General features: G+C 46.5%; 16 protein-coding genes. 6 read left to right on the forward strand and 10 right to left on the reverse strand.

The window, feature by feature from the left end; genetic code table 11:
- Nucleotides 1-57: 57 nt before the first annotated feature.
- Nucleotides 58-972, reverse strand: coding sequence for an NAD(P)-dependent oxidoreductase (locus KNO98_RS06465; RefSeq protein ID WP_214700000.1), 915 nt, complete (start codon nucleotides 970-972; stop codon nucleotides 58-60).
- On the reverse strand, nucleotides 969-1,814 hold the full coding sequence (locus KNO98_RS06470) for an aldolase/citrate lyase family protein (RefSeq protein ID WP_214700002.1): 846 nt from the start codon (nucleotides 1,812-1,814) through the stop codon (nucleotides 969-971). Before KNO98_RS06470 ends, KNO98_RS06465 begins: the two co-directional genes overlap by 4 nt.
- Before the next feature lie 238 nt (nucleotides 1,815-2,052).
- Between KNO98_RS06470 and KNO98_RS06475 the strand changes: the two genes are divergently transcribed.
- The 6 genes from KNO98_RS06475 to KNO98_RS06500 all read left to right on the forward strand — a co-directional run bounded on the left by KNO98_RS06475 (nucleotide 2,053) and on the right by KNO98_RS06500 (nucleotide 9,899).
- Nucleotides 2,053-2,700 carry an acetyltransferase gene (locus tag KNO98_RS06475; RefSeq protein ID WP_214700003.1) on the forward strand — a complete coding sequence of 216 codons (648 nt, stop codon included), beginning with the start codon at nucleotides 2,053-2,055 and terminating at the stop codon, nucleotides 2,698-2,700.
- A 306-nt stretch (nucleotides 2,701-3,006) separates the two neighbouring features.
- Entirely contained in the window at nucleotides 3,007-4,080 is a 1,074-nt protein-coding gene (locus tag KNO98_RS06480; RefSeq protein ID WP_214700005.1) for a hypothetical protein, read from the forward strand.
- Entirely contained in the window at nucleotides 4,061-4,918 is an 858-nt protein-coding gene (locus KNO98_RS06485; RefSeq protein WP_214700007.1) for a GGDEF domain-containing protein, read from the forward strand. The genes KNO98_RS06480 and KNO98_RS06485 overlap by 20 nt, the downstream gene beginning before the upstream one ends.
- A complete protein-coding gene (locus KNO98_RS06490; protein ID WP_214700009.1) occupies nucleotides 4,908-6,599 on the forward strand; it encodes a DUF2334 domain-containing protein in 1,692 nt (563 codons plus the stop codon). The genes KNO98_RS06485 and KNO98_RS06490 overlap by 11 nt, the downstream gene beginning before the upstream one ends.
- A 2-nt stretch (nucleotides 6,600-6,601) precedes the next feature.
- On the forward strand, nucleotides 6,602-7,849 hold the full coding sequence (locus tag KNO98_RS06495; RefSeq protein ID WP_214700011.1) for a glycosyltransferase family 2 protein: 1,248 nt from the start codon (nucleotides 6,602-6,604) through the stop codon (nucleotides 7,847-7,849).
- A 13-nt stretch (nucleotides 7,850-7,862) separates the two neighbouring features.
- The gene (locus tag KNO98_RS06500; RefSeq protein WP_214700013.1) at nucleotides 7,863-9,899 is read left to right on the forward strand and encodes a cellulose biosynthesis cyclic di-GMP-binding regulatory protein BcsB; all 2,037 of its coding nucleotides are present in this window, start codon (nucleotides 7,863-7,865) and stop codon (nucleotides 9,897-9,899) included.
- Between the two features lie 83 nt (nucleotides 9,900-9,982).
- On the opposite strand, the gene KNO98_RS06505 is transcribed toward KNO98_RS06500, so the two are convergent.
- The 8 genes from KNO98_RS06505 to KNO98_RS06535 form a co-directional block, all read right to left on the reverse strand.
- On the reverse strand, nucleotides 9,983-10,945 hold the full coding sequence (locus tag KNO98_RS06505) for an aldose epimerase family protein (protein WP_214700015.1): 963 nt from the start codon (nucleotides 10,943-10,945) through the stop codon (nucleotides 9,983-9,985).
- A gap of 65 nt (nucleotides 10,946-11,010) precedes the next feature.
- Nucleotides 11,011-11,220: a tRNA-dihydrouridine synthase gene (locus KNO98_RS06510; protein ID WP_353047735.1), complete on the reverse strand. Its 210-nt coding sequence runs from the start codon at nucleotides 11,218-11,220 to the stop codon at nucleotides 11,011-11,013.
- A 14-nt stretch (nucleotides 11,221-11,234) separates the two neighbouring features.
- Nucleotides 11,235-12,119 (reverse strand): ROK family protein, encoded by an 885-nt coding sequence (locus KNO98_RS06515; protein WP_214700018.1) that lies wholly within the window; start codon nucleotides 12,117-12,119, stop codon nucleotides 11,235-11,237.
- 40 nt (nucleotides 12,120-12,159) lie between these two features.
- On the reverse strand, nucleotides 12,160-13,104 hold the full coding sequence (gene manA / locus KNO98_RS06520) for a mannose-6-phosphate isomerase, class I (RefSeq protein WP_214700020.1): 945 nt from the start codon (nucleotides 13,102-13,104) through the stop codon (nucleotides 12,160-12,162).
- Nucleotides 13,105-13,173: 69 nt separating this feature from the next.
- Nucleotides 13,174-13,632 (reverse strand): PTS sugar transporter subunit IIA, encoded by a 459-nt coding sequence (locus tag KNO98_RS14695; protein WP_251129509.1) that lies wholly within the window; start codon nucleotides 13,630-13,632, stop codon nucleotides 13,174-13,176.
- Nucleotides 13,633-13,644: 12 nt separating this feature from the next.
- Nucleotides 13,645-15,057 (reverse strand): PTS fructose transporter subunit IIC, encoded by a 1,413-nt coding sequence (locus KNO98_RS06525; RefSeq protein WP_251129511.1) that lies wholly within the window; start codon nucleotides 15,055-15,057, stop codon nucleotides 13,645-13,647.
- Nucleotides 15,058-15,155: 98 nt separating this feature from the next.
- The gene (locus KNO98_RS06530) at nucleotides 15,156-16,946 is read right to left on the reverse strand and encodes a BglG family transcription antiterminator (RefSeq protein ID WP_214700022.1); all 1,791 of its coding nucleotides are present in this window, start codon (nucleotides 16,944-16,946) and stop codon (nucleotides 15,156-15,158) included.
- Nucleotides 16,947-17,054: 108 nt separating this feature from the next.
- Nucleotides 17,055-18,146: a glycerate kinase gene (locus KNO98_RS06535; protein WP_214700024.1), complete on the reverse strand. Its 1,092-nt coding sequence runs from the start codon at nucleotides 18,144-18,146 to the stop codon at nucleotides 17,055-17,057.

The raw sequence follows: 18,146 nt of genomic DNA on the forward strand, positions 1-18,146 counted from the left end.
GATATAATTTTTTAGTGAATTATCAAAACAAAAACCCGAGATCCAAAGGCTCTCGAGTCAACGTTCACGATTTGTATGAACTTGTTTTAGATTACTCAAAACGTTGTTGAACAATCGATTATTCACTTGATCAGATACATAGGAGTTATGGGGGGTGATAGACACCCAATCAAAATCATACAATGGATGGTCTGATGGTAGTGGTTCTGATGCAAACACATCAAGAGATACACCAAAAAATTTCCCTTCTTTCAGCACTGAAACAAGAGCGGTCTCATCAATAATCGCTCCCCGTGCGACATTCATCAGAATAGCATCCTCTTTCATCACCCCGAGTGTTTCCTCATCTATTAATTGATAAGTATCTTCCGTCAGTGGAAGCGCAAGAATAATAACGTCACTTTCACGTAATACATCGTGTAGCTCATTCATCAAAACATATTGATCGACAAATGAAACTACTTTTTCACGGTGTCCAACTCCAATTAGGCGAACACCAAATGGTCGAAGTCTTGTTGCTATGGCTTCACTCACATGACCTACGCCAAGCAAGGTCACTGTCTTCCCTGTCAATTCGAGTAAGCGCCGCTCTTTTTCCCACTTACGGTTGGATTGATTTTCACGAAGTGATGCACCATGTTTCATAAAATCAAGAAGTTGCCATATGACCCACTCCGCCATTGGCGCGGCGTATGTATCGCCGGCATTATAAACCTCAATACCACGTTCTTTTAACTCTTCAAGAGGCAATCGATCTAAGCCGGCACTCACTGCTTGAACGATTTTCAGCTGAGGAAACTCCTCGACTTGTCTATAAGCGAAAATATTTTGACAAACGAGCACTTCTACTTTTGTCACATCTTGTAGTGAGATATCGGACTCTTGCTCTAGCATAGTGACTTTGCATCCGATTTGTTCTAGTTGTTCTTTTTGATTTAACGATAGACGCATTCCTGTTACCAATACATTCATAACAAAATCCCTTTCTGTGTTTGAATTTCTGTAGTAATACCTTCAACATCCAAAACGAGACTGCGTCTATTTTTTTCCAACCAGTCTGAGGATACATATTTCAGGTGTTGCTCATATGCCCTTACTTTCCAAACCCCCTCTTTAAAAAGTTGAGTTTGGTATGCGGACATCATTTTGACATTCCCTAAATTACAAAAACTCCGCGATAAAATAATGAGCGAAGAATCAAGACGTTTGTGCTCAGCCAAAATTTTTTCTGCAGGTAATTTGCCCTCCCCTATACGAGCAATTCCACCAAATCCGTAAATAATATCCTGCTCACGTATTTGATTAATGATTTTTTCCACTAATCCGTTTGCAAGTGGTTCGAAAAGAAAAGATTGTCCATAACTTAAATGTAAGTCATTCAACCCAATATGAATAAAATCGATTCCATCTAACTTTAAAACATCAGGCATGCATTCTACAGCTTCTTTCGTCTCACAAAGAAGACAAACTTTGGCACGACCATGAACAAATTCAATCAGTCTCTTTACCTCGTCCGTCGTTTTATAGTAAGGCAACATAACGATATCCGCACCGCGATTAATCACCTCGTCAATTTCTTGACGGGACCCTCGGAAAATCGGGTTTACTCTTACAAGTAGTTTTGAATGTTTCAACACTGCACGTACCCGACTGATGTCTTGAAAGTTATGTCGGGAAATCACTGTATCCAAATGACCTTGCCTTTCCGTTTTCCCCATTATTTCAAGGTCAATAAAAATCCAATCAACTCCATTTTGCTCCGCAACACGTGCTACTTCAGGTTGATTTGTAATGTACATTAACGTCAAAGACATAGTCTCTTCTCCTTCCTGAGCGCGATAAAGGACTTTAACAAAATATCCGTTTTCGAGAACAACGAAACAGAAATAAATAACATCATTTAAAATACCTTTATCTCATCGTTTATCAATCACGATACCATTTCATGTTCGTTTATTCATTGTCATTCTGTTTGAAATCAAAAGAATCGGAAATAATGTCATTACAGACAAATCTATTCGACATTTTTCAACAAAAAAGGAGTGACTTCCGATGGAGTGGATTGTGATTTTTGGTGCAGGCGGTCACGCACAAGTCATTATCGATATCTTAGAATTAATGGGACTCTATCGAATTGCGGGCATTTACGATGACAGTCCAGAACTTGTAGGGAAATTCATCTATGGTTATCCCGTTCTTGGTCTAATTGGTGCTAATTCTATCATTCGAAAAGGAATCATCGGTGTCGGGGATAACGATCGTCGTGCGTCCATCGCAATCAAGGTAGGAGAACGTATGCCAGATTTTGAATTTATTTCAGCGATTCATCCAAGTGCGATTGTCGGACGTAACGTGTCCATCGGTCCTGGGGTCGCCGTGATGGCGGGTAGTGTCATTAATCCAAATTCTGTCCTTCAAGAACATTGTGTCGTCAATACGATGGCTTCGGTTGATCACAATTGTCGTCTTGAACCCTTTAGCTCGATTGCACCTGGTGCACATCTTGGCGGTGGTGTAACAATCGGTACTAGATCTTTCATCGGCATGGGGGCCACGGTCATTCATAACATTCACGTCGGACCCGACACAGTCGTCGGCGCCGGAGCGACTGTTGTCTCCAACCTACCAAGTCAAGTAATTGCTTATGGAACACCAGCTAAGGTCACGCGTAGCCGTGAAGTCCGAGAGACATATTTATAAAAAGGAAGAAATTCGTACTAAACCTTATGAACTGAACCTTGAATATCGACACTTTTTCTAAGTATCGAGCATTTAGGGTTTTTTTTATGTGTAACGAATCGATATAATAAACTTATTCATTCAGACCGCACTGTAAAACAATCGAAAAAGACATTCATCATCGATGTCACCACTTTAGTTCTTCTAAACGACTAGAAAAGAAGTTATTTTTTTCAAGGTTAAACAACATAAGGAAGTAGGCAGGAGTTTATTAGGGTATAAATTATTATAAACATTTAAAAACTACACTTTATCAAGGGGGAGTCTATGCGACACCTTATTTCTATCTCACTCTCATGTTTATTTTTATTGTACGGATGTTCAGATAACAAAGAAGAAACTGAGCTTCCTCAAGACTACGAGAGTGAATTTCCAACAGAATCATTCATTCGGAGTCATCTGTTAACAGAAAAAGGTCTCATCCAAACGAATGTGACCAATCGCGAAAACGAATTTTTATCTGAGTCTCTCGGACTCTATTTGCTATTTTTAGTCGAACGGGATCGCGCAGACGAATTTGCCTCACAAGTCGATGTACTCACCGAGCATTTCTTGCATGCATCTAATTTGGTTAGTTGGCGACTTGAAAGGACGAACGATGAGCTTACACGAAGCCCTGCGAATGCCTGGATTGATGATGCTCGAATCGTTCACGCCCTGTATGAAGCGGGAGATGCGTTTGATGAACCTTCTTACATTGAATTGGCTGAACAGATTGGCACTTCACTCACATCAATTGGGGTCAAAGATGGGATCCCCGTTGACTTCGTCGATTTGGCAACAAAGGAACGTGGAGACGTTTTGACTTTAAGCTACTTAGATGAGGACGCCCTACGCCACATGGCCGTGAGCGACTTGTACGACAACAGCAAACAAGTATTGAGTAATGCGCCGCTGAGCGAACCGTTCTTCGCAAAATCTTACGTCATCTCAACTCAGACGTATCAGTTCGATGAGGAAATCAATATGATTGATCAATTATATGTCGCCTTGCGCTATGAACAGTTCGGGTTATCGACCGCATCGTTTTATTCTTTCTTTAAAGAGACATTCAATGACGGGATTGTCTACGGACGGTACGATCTCAACTCAAAAAAACCAACTGTCAACTATGAGTCTCAAGCAGTCTATGCGTTGGCAATCTTTTATTTACTCGAGCGTGATGAACGGGACTTTGCAGAGCGGGTGATGAATCGACTCACCTCATCGATGGTTTCCGACTCATCATCTGATTACTATGGAGGGTATCTTGATGTAGATACGAAAGAGACTCACGCTTTTGACAATTTACTGCCTTTATTAGCAGAAGGGGGACTAATCGATGGATACCTCATTCCGTAAAACAAGTTTAGTCAGTTTACAAATTGGACTTTTGTTGATCGCTGCCGTTCTATTTATACTGTACATGCCAGACCTAGGAAATGTAACGATTGAAGGGTCTTTACTAATTGCTTTAGCTTTATTTATTAGCTTGTTTGCAGGGATGCGTGCAGGATTATTCACGGCACTGGTAATTTTATTTTTATTCGGAAGCCTGTACTTTTGGAACCTATTCTTCCGACCTACCGACCAAATGTTTTTGTTTTCAGAAGCCACCCTCTTACAGTTTGGTGTCTGGTTGATTGTTTTTGTCATTTTAAGCGGAAGTATTTATGCACGAATCAATCAATTAAACCGATTAAACCTTTCATTACAAGAGAAGGTCAGACGACTCGTATCAATCGATGAGGAGACGGGACTTGACAATAAAGAACGTTTTGAACTTGAACTTCAGTTGGAAATCAATCGTACAAACCGTCACGGAGAATCATTCACCGTCCTGCTCTATCAAATTGACTACTTCACAGAATTTAAACGACTCTATGGAGATGAGGAAGCAACACGTTTTTTAACATTTTTTAGTGAACGTCTTCACCAATCGACACGAACGACCGATAAAAAATTTCGATTGTCCACTGAAGAGTTCGCGCTCATTCTACCTTATGCTTCTGAATCGGATATGATGATCATTTTGAATCGCTTCCGACAATTGATTGGGGACTACGAGCTGTCAAATGGCAAAACGGTATCCTTCACGAACCATATCGCCCACTACACCGTCACAAAAGAAGCAAAGATCGAATCACCTGATGACGTCCTCGGATTATTGAGAAATGAGTTGAAGAGTTATGCGTTATAAAATGATTATTCTCATTCTTGTCTTAGTTGGCATCCCACAAATTTCTTTTGCAGAAGAACCGAACGTTACAATCGTTTTTAGTTCAGAAACAAATGATATTCCACCAGAAGTCTACAAATTGGATGCTCTGATTTCCCACTTTTCGGAGAAAATCGACATCCTTCGCGACACTGAAGTATCAAAAGAATCGTTTAATGGGACAACTCACTTATTTTACTTCGGTGCAAACCCTACGACAATTCCTGAATCAACTCGTGAGCGAATTAACCAGTTAGACGCTCCATTGTATGGAATCGGCTATAGCGTGAATCAACTTGATATCTTTAACAAACTAGAAACAACAACGAAACAAGGAGTCTCCAAATTCCATCAAGCGCGTACCGACCATTTTTTAACTTTCGAATCAGCTGACTCAATCCTGACTGTAGATGACCCCGCCTCAATTGTGCACGCAAGTTCGATGCACAATGATAAAAAACAAGCGGTTATCGTTCAAACAGACGAACATTTTTATTCAGGAATTCACAATTTATTGAACCGTTCTTCTTTACTCGTAGCGGATAGCCTATTTGACTTTTTTCAAGTCGAATCATCAAATGAGCATCTTGGGTATCTTCGACTAGAAGATATTAATCCGAGCACAGACCCAAAACTCCTTGAAGAGGTAGGGAACTATCTGTTAGATCGAGACGTACCAATTCTGTTAGCGGTAATAACAGTGTATGCCGAACCAGGGAGTGAGCAACTTGTTCACTATACCGACCGTCCAGAACTGCTTGATGTTATTCAAAGTCTTGAAAAACGTGGTGCTTCCGTCATTTCACATGGCTATACTCATCAATATCGTTCTTCAGAAACAGGAGAAGGATTTGAGTTTTGGGATGTCGAGAACAATCAGCCGGTACTCGTTCCTTCGAATGAAACGCCTCCCCTTCTAAAAAAACGTGAAGCGTTCAGTAACAATCGTGATTATACTGAATACGTAGCGACGTTATTAGAAGGAGAGACGGCTTATATGCAGTCAAAATTAACGAATTCGATTCATAAGCTTGTGTCACTCGACCTTAAGCCTCTAGGATTTGAAGCACCACACTACACGATGTCACATTCAGGGTATGCTTTAACATCGAACTATTTTTCTAATATTTTTGGACAAGTACAATTTAGTAACACAAATTGGGAAGTTATGGGCTCGACTCCTTATATTGCTAAACCGTCGCTTCTACATGGAATGACCTTATACCCTGAAACAATTGGATACGTTCGAACCGACCTTCCAAGACCGGTCAACGAAATGCGTCGCGCGCGTGACGAACTGATGATTGTACGTGATTCGATGATTGGCGGTTTTTATCACCCTTATCTCGGAACAGAACATTTATCGGACCTCGTCAACATGATGGAGTCCACACCCGGCTTTCGCTGGCTCGACTTACGTGAGCAAAATGAATGGGTTCGTACAGAAAATGTCTCCATCACAGCTACAAACGGCGAGCTTACACTGCAAGACGACCGTTCTCGCGTAATAAGTCAGTTGAGCCTGTACGCCCCGACCTCATTTCTTGAACGAGCTCTCTTAGTCCTTGCCCTCATCACGTTCGTCGCTGTCCTGACATTTTTGTTATATACACTCTACCTGCGTGGACAGCGCAAAAAACGATTATTTAAGGAGCGTGGATAATCATGGCAAATCTCTTATTCCTATTTTCGCTCATCATGATTTGGACGATGCTTCTATACCATATGTTTTTAATGCAGGGTGGATTTTGGCATTACATGACATTTCGTAATCCCATCCCCGAATGGTCAAAGAACATGAAGAACTTGCCAAAAGTCTCGGTCCTGATTCCCGCCCATAATGAAGCGGTTGTCGTCGCCGCTACGCTTCGGGCAATGTCTCGAATCAACTACCCACACGATAAACTTGAGGTTATTTTGATCAATGACAACTCATCTGACCGCACTGGTGAAATCGCCCAAACGTTCGCAGAAAAATTCTCATTTATCCATGTCGTCCAAACAACACCGGATTACGCAGGGAAAGGCAAGTCCTCTGCTTTAAACTATGGATTGACCCAATCGACCGGTGATGTTCTCGTCATATATGATGCGGACAACACTCCCGAAAAGGATGGTGTGTATCACCTCGTGATGGGACTTGTCAACGACCCGGATGCGGGGGCCGTCGTCGGAAAATTCCGAGTGACGAATGCATATGAGACTTTATTGACCCGTTTTATTAATATTGAAACGATTTGCTTCCAATGGATGGCACAGGCAGGCAGGTGGAAATGGTTCAACATCTCCACTATTCCTGGGACAAACTTCGCCATACGCCGTACTATTATCGAAGAACTTGGGGGATGGGACGAAGCGGCACTCGCGGAGGACACTGAATTGACGGTTCGTGTGTACGAACTCGGGTGGCATATCCGCTTTTTCCCGGCCGCAATCACATGGGAACAAGAGCCACAGACGCTAAAAGTATGGTGGAAACAACGAACGCGTTGGGCACGTGGGAATCAATACGTCGTCCTCAAATTTATGCGTCAACTGTTCTCGTTGAAACGAAAGAAAATCGTCTTCGACATCATTTACTTTTTCTTCACCTACTTCTTGTTTTTCTTTGGGGTCATCTTATCGAATAGTTTATTTATCATCAATTTGTTTTTCGACATCGGTCTCGAGGTAGGAAACATCACTTTGGTTTTATGGGTTCTTGCATTCCTTCTCTTTGTGACTGAAGTATTTGTGACACTGAGTATCGAGCGTTCTGAATTTAACATTCCAAACTTCTTTACCGTCATTCTGATGTACTTCACGTACAGCCAGTTATGGATTTTACTCGTCATCTACTCGCTTTATCTCGAGATCAAACGCGTCTTGTTTAATCAAGAAGTGAGATGGTACAAAACAGACCGATTCGAATGAAGGGGAGGATATTATGAAAAAAATCACACTCTACTTATTGACCGTTTTCTTGATTTTCTCAACGTTTTCAGTACAAGCTGCAACAGAGCTTCGCTCCTCATTACCCATCGCTTCCGCAAGCGATGCGGGAGAACGCTTATTGACGACCGGAGATGATGTATTGCCTGGTGAAACGTCCTCTCGAACGTACACATATACCATGCTCGGAGATGAGAAAGCGGCTTCTTCGAAATACGTATCCGTCGACTGGGCCCACTCTGAGCTGTTAATTCCCCCGTCGGCACTCACCATCGATATCGATGGAGAACCACTCAAGTCAGTCGCACTATCTAAGGAGTCCTCACAAGGTAACATACGTGTCCCACTTCAAAATGAACATTTAACGAAAGGAACACACGAAGTCACCGTGCGCTTCACGGGCGTGATTGAAGGGCGCATGTGTGATACCGGAAACACATCGGGAAGTTGGCTGACGGTCCTTCCATCAAGCTTTCTTTCAATCGGAAGCAAAGTCGAACTCGCTTTAAATGATTATCCGAACCCCTTTATTCAAACGACCAACCAGAAGTTGACAATCGTACTCCCGGACTCACCGGACACGATGTCTTTAGAAGCGGGACTTCTTCTGTTCCGACAGCTACAAGGGGACGCAGCCAAACCGAATAACGTATCGCTTCAATATGAAGGACAATTGAAAACATTGGATGGACGGTACGTGTTCGTCGGTCAGACGGATTCGTTCACCGGTCCCGTCCAAACGTTAATTGAGGAACTAGAGACCCTCCCGGAAGGTGAGGATGTCTTGTTTGAGCAAGCTCGAATCGTCAGCGACGATACGGCCGTCGATGCGATGTTCGTCCTCGCAGAAGACGCGGCTTCCTTCGAAGGGACGGTGGACCATCTTCTCATCACGACGCAGCGACAACAGCTGAACGGGAGTCAACTCGCCCTATCAAGTGCACCTTCCGTTCAAAAAAGTGGTGACACGATTGATTTACGTACACTCGGAGCCTCTGACTTCATGTTGAGTGGGACCCAAGCCGTCAGTCAAAACTACTTTTATCCGTTGCCAGTCATCGATCGGCAATCCACCGTGGAGATGGAGGTCCGTTTCAAGACATCGGCGTACGTAACGTCTGAGCAGAACAATGACGTGTCTCCGGAGTTGATTGCATGGGTGAACGGCACCCCGTACTCCATCCCGCTCTCGCCTTTAGAGGACGATCAAGAATGGCAACAACATACGATTCAAATCGATGCATCGACACTTCAAAAAGATACGTTTTTAGATGTATCGTTTGAAGCGAACGGTCTTCGTTCTGAAGCGCCATGTAACGAGAGTGATTTAGATCGCTGGATTTTCATCTCGAGTGACAGTCAGTTGACATTGCCAAAAGGAAGTGGAGAAGCAAATAACAAGGTTTTCTCGAATATGGCCAGTCTGTTTTCGACTGATCCTGGTGTTGTGTTCGTGATCCCTGACGAATCGAATGCACAAACTTTGCAAAATATGACCGGTGTGATGAGTGGCCTACCGGTCACCCCTTTGACGCAACAAGTCGAGTTCATTCGGGCTAAAGACGTGACCGAGGAGGCGGTCTCTAACCGCTCGATCATCTATATCGGAGATCCGGAGCAAAGTCTGCTCTTTAACGAGCAGAAAGAGGGGTGGCTCGTCACAAAAGACAATCAAGTGGATTTGTCGCAGTATGGATTCGTTCCAGAGACGTCCTCTGAATATGCATGGATTCAACCTTCTCCTTGGAACGAGGATAAGGCAATGATTGTTGTGTCAACGAACGATACGATCGATTCAACCCTCATTCAAACACTTGCTTTTCCGAGTGAGACGTTTAGTGTAGCGGTAAAAAATCAGAATGGCGCAGTTTTTACGAATAGTGCGAGTATCCAAAGTGAGCAAGCAGAAGGAGATGTCACGTCTAACGAGTCTACTTCGATGAACCCGACTTGGTATTTCGTCGGATTCATCGCATTGATTGCCCTTATTGTCGCAATCCTTTTCTATCTACGTCGCAACAAAAAGAAATAACCGATGCGTCTACACGCTCGAAAAACCAGAAAGTTAACATTAAAAAACACATCCGATTGTCGAATCGGATGTGTTTTTTAATGTTAACTCGCTGAAAATCGATACACCGTCCGCGAATGATACAATTCACCCGGTTTCAGTTCAATCGAGGTCGCGATGTGTGGATGATTCGGAGCGTCCGGGAACACCTGTGCCTCGAGACAAATCGCGCTATGCTTTTGTTGACCGTCAAGTGTCACCGGTGTCTCTTCACTGAGGAAGTTTCCCGTATAGACGACCATGACGGGTTGATTCGTCTCGATCGTCATCGTCCGTCCGCTCAACGGGTCATGCAATCGGATCGGTTCATCCTTCAAGATGAAAGGATGATCGAGTCCATCAGCACGCTCAATCGCCTCGTCTCCAGACTCGAGCGCTTCTCGGACCGCTTTCTTATCTCGGAAGTCAAACGGCGTCCCGCTCACGTCTCGCAACTCTCCTGTCGGCAACGATTCTGCATCGAGCACCCCGACCGAATCCGCTGGTAGCGTCAGCACATGGTCATGGATGGTCGATCGTCCGCCGAGATTGAAGTAGTTGTGATGATTCAGGTTGACCCATGTCAGTTCGTCCGTCTCCGCCGTCATCGTGACAATCAGCTCATTATCGTCCGTCAGTTCATAAATCACTTTGAAGAAGACATTCCCGGGATATCCTTCCTCCCCATTCGGGCTCCCGTAGGTAAACTGGATACAACGCTCTTCAGCATCCATCTCCCAGTAACGGGCCGTGATGCCTTTGTCTCCTCCATGGATATGATGAGGCGCCTCGCTTGGGGACAAGGTGACACCATCAATCTCTGCGTTTCGGATGCGGCCGGCGATTCGCCCGACGACCGATCCAAGATAAATCGGGTTTTCTAAGTATTGAGAGACGTCCCCGTATTTCAAAATGACCGATCCCAGGTTACCTTCTCGGTCCGGGGCCGTCAGCTCCGTCATCGCACAGCCATAGTCGATGGCGGATAGTGTCATGCCGTTACTGTTTCGAATCGTTGCTTGTTTCATCCAATCACCCATCCTATAAAGTCGTTCCCTATCGATTCCCTCATATCGAACGACTTACACTTCCATTATCTCGGTGACAGGCTGTGAATCCCTTCCACAAAACGCTTTGCAATCTGCTGTGGTCGTGTGATGGCGCCACCGACGACGACTGCATATGCCCCGATTTCAAGAACTTTACGTGCATGCTCCGGTGTAATCACATTTCCTTCCGCAATGACAGGAATCGAGACAATCTGCACCATTTCTCTTAAAAATTGAAAGTCACCTTCATACACTTTCTTACCAACCGTCAACGCCCGGCATGGACGCCATCCCTTTTCTTGATGGCGAGGGCGAGTGCTCCTTTTAATCCGGCGAAATCCCCGAGTGTCGGTGGCACGATATACGTCTCCAACTCATTCACATACGGATTTTGGATATAGCCGTTCATTTTCTGTCGAAACGCTTCACGTACTTTCGGGAACAGGTGTGACTGCTTCATGACACCACCGCCGAGAATCATCCGCTCCGGTGCGAGAATGAGGGCGATGTTGACGAGCGCCTGCGCCAAATAATCCGCCTCAATGTCCCACGCCGGGTCGGTCGGATCGAGCAAGTGTGCCTTCTTGCCATGTCTCGCCTCGATGGCGGGACCTGATGCCAAACCTTCGAGGCAGTCTCCGTGATACGGACAGACGCCGTTCGACATGTCTTCGGGATGACGACGGACAATCACATGTCCCATCTCCGGATGTCCCATCCCGTGGACGAGCTCCCCATCAATGACGGCGCCCGCTCCGATTCCGGTCCCGACCGTCATATAGAGACAACTCGAGACGTCCGTCGCCCCGCCAAACGTCATCTCCCCGAACGCTGCCCCGTTCACATCGGTATCGAATACGATTGGAACTTGAAAGTGTGCCTTCAATACTTCATAGAGCGGATAGTTTGCCCACTTTACTTTTGGTGTCGTCGTAATGTGCCCATACGTTTCACTATCTCGGTTCAAGTCGACCGGACCGAACGTGCCGACGCCGAGTGCCTCGATTGTCTCTCCTTCAAAAAATTCGAACACGCTCGCCATCGTCTCTTTCGGATCTGTCGTCGGGATGGACACGTGGCGTATAATGTCTCCTGTTTCCGTACCGACGCCGCAGACGATTTTCGTTCCTCCTAATTCAATCGCTCCAAACATATGAAAATCCCCTTCCCATCAAAATAGTCTCGGTTCGTCATCACTTCGGGTTGCAATCGCTTACAATGAACTCCATGCTACCTGTAACGATGCGCGGTTGATTGCTCACCGTTACGACGATGTGGTCGCCCTTCTCGAGCGGAACCCCATCTAACGTACCTGTCCCGTCGAGTACACTGATGAGACGGAAGCGGTCTAGCGGCTTGAGTGTGAACCCATCTGTGACATCCATCCGATAGACGTTGAACTCGTCTGTCTCGATCAATGTCTGAATCGTTCCACCCGTCACTTCTGTCGTCGTCGGATGGACGATTGACGGCGTATCCGGTACCGTCGTTACTTCAATCGCTTGAGCCAGGTGGAGCTCACGGGTATTTCCCGCATTGTCTGTCCGGTCAAAGTCATATACCCGATACGTCGTGTCTGAAGACTGTTGCGTCTCGAGGATGACGATCCCTTCCCCAATCGCATGGATTGTCCCGCTCGGCACGAAAATAAAATCACCTGTCTTCACCGGTTGACGACGTAACAACGTGTCCCACTCACTGTCCGCAATCGCCTTTGCCAACTCTTCTTTCGTCTCCGCTGTATGTCCGAGAATCAACTCTGCTCCAGGTTCAGCCTCGACGACATACCAACATTCCGTCTTTCCGTACGACTCCCCTTCTAAGCGCATCGCTTCCTCATCGTTCGGATGAACCTGGACGGAAAGGTCATCCGCCGCATCAAGCAATTTAACGAGAAGCGGGAAGCTGTCGAGTGTATACTCCCCGAAGAGATGGCGTTCCTTCTTCCATAGTTCAGCAAGCGTAAGCCCCACGTACTCTCCAGAAGTGATGACACTCATCCCGTTCGGATGGGCCGAGATGCCCCAACACTCGCCGATGTTCCCTTTTGGAATGTCATATTCGAACATCGTTTCGAGCTTCCGTCCACCCCAAAGTCGTTCTTGAAAGACTGGTTTACATGTTAAAATCGTCATCATGAATCCTCCTATTTTGATTTTTTATTTAATTGCATACCAATAGGACGCTCGTCATGAGCGTCCTATACATTATGCGTATACCGTTTCAAGTTGTATGACGACTTCTTCAACAGTTGTCGCTTCCTTTAATTTGTTACGGAACTCATCGTCAATGAGACGTCGGCTCAAGAGAGCAAGAATCCGTAGATGCTCATCCCCTTCTGACGCTTCCGGTACACCAATCATAAAAATCAATTTAGCCGGTTCGCCGTCAAGACTATCCCACTCAATCCCTTTCGGTGCTTTTGCGAAGGCAATGACTGGACGATTGACCGCATTCGTCTTTCCATGCGGAATCGCGACTTCAAAACCGATTCCCGTCGAACTGAGTGCTTCCCGCGCTTCAAGTGCCGTGACAAATGCAACACGATCATTCAAGTATCCGGCTTCGTCTAATTTTCGCGTCAATACTTCAAACGCTTCTTCACGTGACGTTGCCGCTAAGTCCAATTCAATCAATGTCTCTTCCATGTAGTTCATGAGTTTCATCTCTATCTCTCCTTACCCGACTTGTTTGAGTGATTCCGACTGTTTGACTTTACGCTGTGCCCGTTCTTTTAAGAAGATCGTCGTGAACGCTGTGATGAGCGATCCGATGATAACGGAGATAAAGAACATGATGACATTATCAACAGCACCGAGTACCGCGACGACTGGTCCACCATGAGGGACGTTGTTCGTCACTCCGACTGTGATAGCGATGGCCGCTCCCACCATCGCACCAATCATATTCGCAGGAATGACACGAAGCGGGTCGCCGGCTGCAAATGGGATGGCCCCTTCCGTGATTCCGACTAGCCCCATCATGAAGGCCGCCTTACCAGCTTCTTGCTCTTCTTTTACGAACAATTTTTTACGGATGAATGTAGCGATTCCCATACCGAGCGGCGGGATACAAATCGCGACCGCAATGGCACCCATGATGCCAGTCTGTCCTTCGGCAATCATTGAGGCTCCGAACAAGAAGGCGACTTTGTTGACCGGACCACCCATATCAAAGGCGATCATCGCTCCAAGCAAGAGACCGAGAACGATTTTACTTGACCCTTCCATACCTTGAAGCATCGTCGTAAGGCCTTCCATCAATCCAGCAATCGGTGCCCCGACGACGAAAATAAAGAGTGCCGCGATAGCGACCATGCTGATGATTGGGATGACAAGAATCGGCATAATTGGCTGCATCATCTGTGGAACTTTCCACGTCTTAATCCACCGAACGAGATAACCGGCTGCAAAACCTGCTAAGATACCACCTAAGAAACCAGCTCCTGCCTCAGATCCATAAAAACTACCGTTCGCAGCGATATATCCTCCGACGATACCCGGTGCGAGGGCTGGACGATCTGCAATCGCATAAGCGATATAACCGGCTAGGATTGGAACCATGAACATGAAGGATGCCGCCCCCACGTCTAATACCTTCTGCCAAATCGAACCTTCTGGAATCGCAAGTCCGTTAGCTGTCGGTTCGCCTCCGATAGCGAGAGCAAGAGCAATCAACAGCCCCCCGACGACGACAAATGGAATCATGTGACTGACACCGTTCATGAGAGCTCGATAGACAATGTTTCCATCTTTCTCTTTCTTGACGTCCTTCACTGCTCCCTTTTGAATCGGAGCAGTTTTGACGCGTTCGATCAGTTCTGCCGGTTGTTTGATTGCCTCGGTAACCGGTACCACCACAACACGTTTCCCTGCGAAGCGTTCGAGGTCCACCGTCTTATCGGCGGCGATGATGACCCCGTCTGCCTCCTTGATTTCTTGTTCAGTCAATCCGTTCTCAATCCCGATTGATCCATGTGTTTCGACTTTGACGTCATGACCGAGTTCCGCGCCAGTCTTTGAGAGCTTCTCAGCCGCCATGTACGTATGCGCAATCCCGACTGGACAGGCTGTAATAGCAACAATTTTCATTATCGTATTCCCCTTTCGTGTAAGTATTTGATTTTCACTTGCTACATCTATACTTTACTCGTATATGAAAGGGGTTTCAGATAACGTTTTGCCGTTGTCTACGGCAACAGCAAATTGCGGAACGCCGTATTGTCGTTCGTCTCAATGAGTTTTCGGACGAGGCCCGGGTCTTCTGTAAGAGCTGCAATCTCTTCAAACAAATGACTCGAGAACGTTGCGTCTGAGTCTCGAAATTGAAGAAGAAACACGAGCTGAACCTTCTCTTGTCCCCACTCAATCGGTTCTTTTGAAACGAGTACATCGATTCGGTTCATCGTTGCATGCTCAGGATCTCCATGTGGAATGGCAACGCTTTGTCCAATGGAAGTCGGACCAGTTTGTTCCCTAGCATATACAGTTCCTGCATAGGTCGAATCGATTTTGACTTGATCCATCAATAAACTAAGCGCATGTCCACGTGAAAGTACACTATCAATGAAAACAATATGTTCGATGAGCGAGGCGATCGTGGCATATGAGACACCGCCGATTCCAAACGTCTGCCTTAAATGTGCCACGTCTTGTTCCGTCAATACGGCCGAAACGACGTGTACCGGAACAAGGTCTTGCTTTAAGCTAACGGTCGACAAAATCAAATCAGGAGTGTGAATGGAAACTTGATGTTTAACATCGCGTAATGACGAGAAACCGACAATCTCAACCGTATCGTGGAAATGATTCTTGAGTCGTGCCGCAATCAGCTTGCTCGTACCCATACCGTACGTACAGACGAGTAAGATTCGCTTCTTGTCGACGGGGCGTCGTTCTTCAAGCATCGTTTGGAAATGGAGCGTCAAAAATCCGACTTCAGCCTCGGTCACGTATAAGTCTAGCTCTTCCTCTAAAATCGAAGCGTGACGTAAAACCGCTGCATACGTCGCTGTAAACCGACGTTTGATTTGATCCAAAAGCGGGTTGTCGACATGCGCTTTAATCAGTTGCCGATACACCATAGGTCGAATGTGAGCGAGTAGTGATTGGAATAACTCACGTTGCAAGACACCCCCATAAATCGTGCCAATTACAGCGAGGGCGAATCGATTCGTTGTCCGTGCGAGTTCTGTCGTCACCCGATCTTCTGACGGGAGGAATTCTTGGGCGCCAGCGAGTGCCAGCATCATGTAAGCACGTTCGGCAAACGGGATGGATAGTCCAAGTGCTCGCTCGAGGTCTTCCACAAGTTCGCATAACAATGGATAATCGTTCGTCGCTTCTACCATCTCGTAACCAATTGGTGACAGTTCAACGTGGCTACGTCGTCGCATACGTTTTAGTGTGACGAGAAATCGGGTCTGAAGCAATTCCGCCGCCGAATCGGCGTATCGCTTCCCGACGCGATGTTCCCATTGAAGCAGGAAGGTCTCAATGAGTTGTACATCTTGACTATGAGCCCAATTAAATCGAGCGTGAACAAGTAGTTGTGTCAAAAGCTCACGCTTTACAAGTTCTTCTCCTTCTACGTGAAAGGTACGTCGATTGAATGTCAGTCCGTGTTCAGTGAGCAATCGTTCCACTTCATCCATGTCCTGCTTCACAGTGGCTTCACTCACGTAAAACATTTGTTCAGCAGCTTGCATCGAGTTCAATTCATCAAGTAATAGTTGAACGAGTTCATGCTTGATACGAGAGTCACGATCTTCTGCCTCTGGCGTATCGACATGGCGGTTCTCGATTAATCGAACGCCTTTTCCGCGGCTCGTCTCAATCATGACATCCGGCAGTTGTTCGAGGAGCCGTAACTCGGTTCGTACCGTGCGTTCCGAACACTTTAGTGACCAGGCGATATCTTTTGTCGACATCCAGTCCTTATGCTTTAGCAAATCTAACAGTTTACGTTGTCGTTCCGTCATGGTCCATTCCACCTTTGGCAGTTTTCCACCAAAAGCATAGCATAATTTTTTCATAGGTTTTTGTGTTTCTTGTACAACAAGGAAAAACTTCGATATCGCTATCGAGGTTCAAGCCCGTCTCAAACGAACAATTTGTTCTGCGCTTCGTTCGATTTCAGCCCGTGCGATATGAGGCAACATCGCTTCTTCGAGTGGACGGCATGTGCTTTGAATCGAAAAGACGCCAGCGAATTGATCCGCAAAGTCGCCGAGCTCCATTCCAACGCTGCCAGCCAATGCGACAACGGGGACATCGAGCTCTTGACCAAGTCTCGCTACACCGACCGGTACTTTGCCTTTGGCGGACTGGTGGTCGATTCGCCCTTCTCCTGTGATGATCAAATCCGCTCCAAGACACGCCTCTCTCAGACCAATCGTCTCTGCTACCCAATCGAATCCTGAAATGATACGTCCGCCAAGCGCGAGCAAGCCTGCCCCAAGACCTCCTGCCGCTCCACTTCCCTGGATGTCAGCGATATCCCCGAGCCTATGTCCAAGTAAGTCAAGTTGACGGTCCAACCGTTGAATCTGTTCGACCATGGCTCCTTTTTGGGCGGCGAAGACGTGTGCCGCTCCTGTCTCTCCGGCGAGTGGGTTCGTGACGTCGGTCGCGATGACCAGTTCTGTCGACTGCAACCTGGAATCGAGTCCCGACAAATCGACGTCATCAAACGTCCATAGAGGGTTCGTATCGTGCGGAATAACGCGCCCATTACTAGTAAAGACAGCTCCGAGCGCTTGGAGCATCCCCGTCCCCCCGTCCGTCGTCCCACTCCCACCGAGGGTGACGACGACCCGCGCGGCCGGCAAAGCGTCTTTAATCTGTTGCCCGAGACCGTAACTGCTCACATATGGGACGAACTCAGGGCCAGGGGTGAATTTAGTGATACCGAGCGTCTCCGCACATTCGATGAGTGCGAAGTCGCCGAACCGGGCGTAGCTCGACTCGAACGGTCGATGCATCAAATCTTCTGCGGTGACATGAACTAGCTCATGGGGCAAAAAACTCATTAGTGACTCGAGCGTCCCTTCGCCCCCATCAGCGATAGGGAAGACGACCGCTTCCGCACCGGCCCGAATCGCTCCGTTTGCGGCCGCTTCCCCGACCTCCCGTGAAGAAAGCGAGCCTTTGAATGAATCAATCGCACAGATGACCCGCAT

The organism is Exiguobacterium sp. s57, assembly GCF_018617685.1.
Lineage (GTDB): Bacteria > Bacillota > Bacilli > Exiguobacteriales > Exiguobacteriaceae > Exiguobacterium > Exiguobacterium marinum.

Excerpts from the sequence above, each read along its gene's own strand:
- KNO98_RS06515 (WP_214700018.1), bottom strand. The coding sequence starts at position 12,119 with ATGTTTGGAGCGATTGAATTAGGAGGAACGAAAATCGTCTGCGGCGTC.
- KNO98_RS06530 (WP_214700022.1), bottom strand. The coding sequence starts at position 16,946 with ATGACGGAACGACAACGTAAACTGTTAGATTTGCTAAAGCATAAGGAC.
- KNO98_RS06480 (WP_214700005.1), top strand. The coding sequence starts at position 3,007 with ATGCGACACCTTATTTCTATCTCACTCTCATGTTTATTTTTATTGTAC.
- KNO98_RS06525 (WP_251129511.1), bottom strand. The coding sequence starts at position 15,057 with ATGAAAATTGTTGCTATTACAGCCTGTCCAGTCGGGATTGCGCATACG.
- manA (WP_214700020.1), bottom strand. The coding sequence starts at position 13,104 with ATGATGACGATTTTAACATGTAAACCAGTCTTTCAAGAACGACTTTGG.
- KNO98_RS06505 (WP_214700015.1), bottom strand. The coding sequence starts at position 10,945 with ATGAAACAAGCAACGATTCGAAACAGTAACGGCATGACACTATCCGCC.
- KNO98_RS06495 (WP_214700011.1), top strand. The coding sequence starts at position 6,602 with ATGGCAAATCTCTTATTCCTATTTTCGCTCATCATGATTTGGACGATG.
- KNO98_RS06475 (WP_214700003.1), top strand. The coding sequence starts at position 2,053 with ATGGAGTGGATTGTGATTTTTGGTGCAGGCGGTCACGCACAAGTCATT.
- KNO98_RS06465 (WP_214700000.1), bottom strand. The coding sequence starts at position 972 with ATGAATGTATTGGTAACAGGAATGCGTCTATCGTTAAATCAAAAAGAA.
- KNO98_RS06485 (WP_214700007.1), top strand. The coding sequence starts at position 4,061 with ATGGATACCTCATTCCGTAAAACAAGTTTAGTCAGTTTACAAATTGGA.
- KNO98_RS06470 (WP_214700002.1), bottom strand. The coding sequence starts at position 1,814 with ATGTCTTTGACGTTAATGTACATTACAAATCAACCTGAAGTAGCACGT.
- KNO98_RS06535 (WP_214700024.1), bottom strand. The coding sequence starts at position 18,146 with ATGCGGGTCATCTGTGCGATTGATTCATTCAAAGGCTCGCTTTCTTCA.
- KNO98_RS06500 (WP_214700013.1), top strand. The coding sequence starts at position 7,863 with ATGAAAAAAATCACACTCTACTTATTGACCGTTTTCTTGATTTTCTCA.
- KNO98_RS14695 (WP_251129509.1), bottom strand. The coding sequence starts at position 13,632 with ATGAAACTCATGAACTACATGGAAGAGACATTGATTGAATTGGACTTA.
- KNO98_RS06490 (WP_214700009.1), top strand. The coding sequence starts at position 4,908 with ATGCGTTATAAAATGATTATTCTCATTCTTGTCTTAGTTGGCATCCCA.